At 67.1% G+C, this 2,671-nt stretch carries 2 protein-coding genes and 1 pseudogene; all 3 read right to left on the bottom strand.

Features of this window, described 5'->3' with window-relative positions:
- Nucleotides 1-753 (bottom strand): annotated as a pseudogene (locus P3H15_RS53505) (integrase); the annotation flags it as partial.
- Between the two features lie 386 nt (nt 754-1,139).
- Nucleotides 1,140-1,454: a helix-turn-helix transcriptional regulator gene (locus tag P3H15_RS53500; protein ID WP_011599050.1), complete on the bottom strand. Its 315-nt coding sequence runs from the start codon at nt 1,452-1,454 to the stop codon at nt 1,140-1,142.
- Nucleotides 1,444-2,505, bottom strand: coding sequence for a tyrosine-type recombinase/integrase (locus tag P3H15_RS53495; RefSeq protein WP_276144743.1), 1,062 nt, complete (start codon nt 2,503-2,505; stop codon nt 1,444-1,446). The genes P3H15_RS53500 and P3H15_RS53495 overlap by 11 nt, the downstream gene beginning before the upstream one ends.
- Between the last annotated feature and the right edge of the window lie 166 nt (nt 2,506-2,671).

The raw sequence follows: 2,671 nt of genomic DNA, 5'->3' as shown, positions 1-2,671 counted from the left end.
GAACAGTTCGCGCTGTCGCGAGCGCGGCAGGGTCCGTCCATGGAATCCGCGGGGCGTGCGCACGCTCAGCTCGGCGGTGGGATCGATCAGGATGAGCTTGCTGCGGCGGGCGAAGCGGAAGAAGTGGCGAAGTCCGCCCAGGGGGCCGCCGGCCGGCGAGACCTCGGCGAGGTAGTCCTCGATCACGGCCTTGTCGACCTGCGCCCAGTCCTCGATCCCGCGTCCGACGAGATGACATGACAGGTCCCGGATCTCGGCCAATCGCTTGTCGATGGTGGAGTCGGCGCGGGGCCGGGTCCCGGCGCGGCGGGCGCGGTCTCGTTCGTCGAGCATTGCGCGTTCGAACACGGCGACGGCGGGCCGCAACGGTTCGGGCACGGCCTGCACGCGTCGCGTCCGGCGGTCGGCCGCGAGCCGCTGCGACTGGTCGGTGGGCAGGGCGAGGCCTCGGGCGGTGAAGAAGTCCTCGAGCATATTCGCGAGCGACCCGATCGAGTGGCCGGGGATGCGGGCCCGGTCGAGTAAGGTCTGCGGCATTGCCCGTGGCTCGGTGCGCAGCAGTGCCCCGAGCTGACTCACCAGACGTGTCGCGTGCTCCGGAGAGTACTGACTTGACACATGGATGGTGAAGTCCCACAGCCAATTCGGTGGATCATCGAGTTCGGCGAGGAGGTTTTCGGCGCGGGTGTAGGGGCGTTGGGGGCGGCGTTTCTGGCAGCGGTTGCACAGCCTCGCCCCGCCGCCGCCGATCACGCGCCCGCATTCGGTGCATGCGGCGGCCGGCTTCGGCGCCGGCCCGGGTTGTGAGCACGGTCCGCACCAACCGGTGTGTTCGCGTATATAGCCGTCGCGGCCGCAACGCGGACAGTGTCGGCGGGCGGCGGCGAGGTCGTGACGGCGGCGGCACCGCTTGCACCGGCTCTCGCCCTTGCCGCGCACGGCGGCACCGCAGTCGTGGCAGGTGCGCGAACACCACCGGCATCGCCCGGTGTCCGGACTCAAGACCCGCTCGATCCCGCAGCGGGGACACGGCGACTTCGCCGCAGCGGCGACCGCCTTGCGCCAGCACTGGTAGCACACATCGCGCCCGAGTCGGCCCCGCGGCCGACCGCAGCGGGTGCAGTCCCCGACCTTCTTCGTCACACCGGCGGCATCGACCGGCCGCCGACTCGCCGCGCCGCGGGCTCCGACGCTGTCGGCGCCGAGGGCTGGGCGGGGACCCGATCGGGCGTGGTGTCGAGGTCGAACAGGTCGTTCGGGGTGCAGTCGAGCGCAGTGCACAACGCCAGCAGCGTGCTGAGCTTGATCTGCGAGGGTTCCTTGGTGAACAACGCCGACACCGACGCCGACGACAGCTCGAGTCCGCCGCGTTCTGCGAGCAGACGGCGCAGCTGGGTGCCGGTCCATACTTCCCGTTGCGCGGCGGCCATCCGCAGTTTCCATCTAATGTGCATCATCATCTCCCTGCAGGAACGCGACGGTGTCGGAGATCGCGCTGCGGTAGGCGTCCTCGATGAACGTTTCCGACGGACGGACGTACCGCATCGTCGATCCCACCGTCCAGTGCCCTAACATCTGTTGTATCGCAACGAGATCGACTCCTCGTTCGTAGTTGTGGGTGGCGCATGCCCGGCGCAGCGCGTGCGGGCTGAACCGGTCCGCCGGCGAGCAGTGCTCGAGATCCTGCAGATACCGCAGACGGTTGCGGATCGTGCCTCGGGCCATCGCACCCCCACTCTGATCGCAGAACAACACCGCCGATTCCGGCAACTTCGGTCGTACATCCTCGAGATACCACCGCACCACCAGATCGAGGTGGTCGAGCATCGGAACCCACCGCGGCCGGGGCCCGGAGGTGCGGGCACCCTTGCCGAACCGCACATGCAACTTCCCGAACGGGCCCTGCCCGAAGTAGACGTCCGCGATCTCGAGTTTGGACGCCTCATCGGAGCGCAACCCGGCGTGATACAAGGTCCGGAACAGCGCATAATCCCGGGCCGCTGGCGCGTACTTGCGAGCCGAGCCGATCCGTTCCTTGAGGAAGTCGAAGAAGACGGCCACCCGACTCACGCTCGGAGGTGGAAGCAGCCTCGGTGAATCGTCACCGACATGACGGCTCGCATTGAACTCGTCGATCGGGTTCGTCAACCGTACCCCGAACAACGCCTCGATCTCCCCGGCACGGCGGGTGATCAGGAACCGGTGAAAACTCCTCAGCGCCTGCACATATCTGCGTCGAGTCGACGCCAGCAAGCCGTCCGCGGCCATCGCTCCGACCACTCGATCGACATCGTCGGCGATGGCCTCCCACACCGGTGTGCCCAGCGCCGCCAGCATCCGCTCGAGGTCACCTGTCTCGTTCTCGATTGTCACCGCACTGAAGCCTCGGACCACCCGCGAGGTCACGAACGCCTCGACGCATTCGAGTTGAAAGGTCAGCGGATCGGTCGACGCGTGGGCGACCTCGACCGTCCTGCCCTGCACCACACGAAATGTGTGACTCATGCCACATAGGTTAAGGCCACCTTGCTCGTCAAGGTGGTACCGACACGAATGGAATCCCACCTCGAAAACAGTGGACTCCCCAAACCGGGCTGAATGACCAGCTCGCAGGCAATTTCCGAGAGAACGAACGTATGCCACTTCCAATACAGTGGCAGATCGGGCGGGC

This window comes from Rhodococcus sp. T2V (assembly GCF_029269925.1).
Taxonomy (GTDB): domain Bacteria; phylum Actinomycetota; class Actinomycetes; order Mycobacteriales; family Mycobacteriaceae; genus Rhodococcus_F; species Rhodococcus_F koreensis.
Note: the sequence above shows the minus strand (reverse complement) of the source record. Positions and strands in the feature narration are given on the sequence as shown.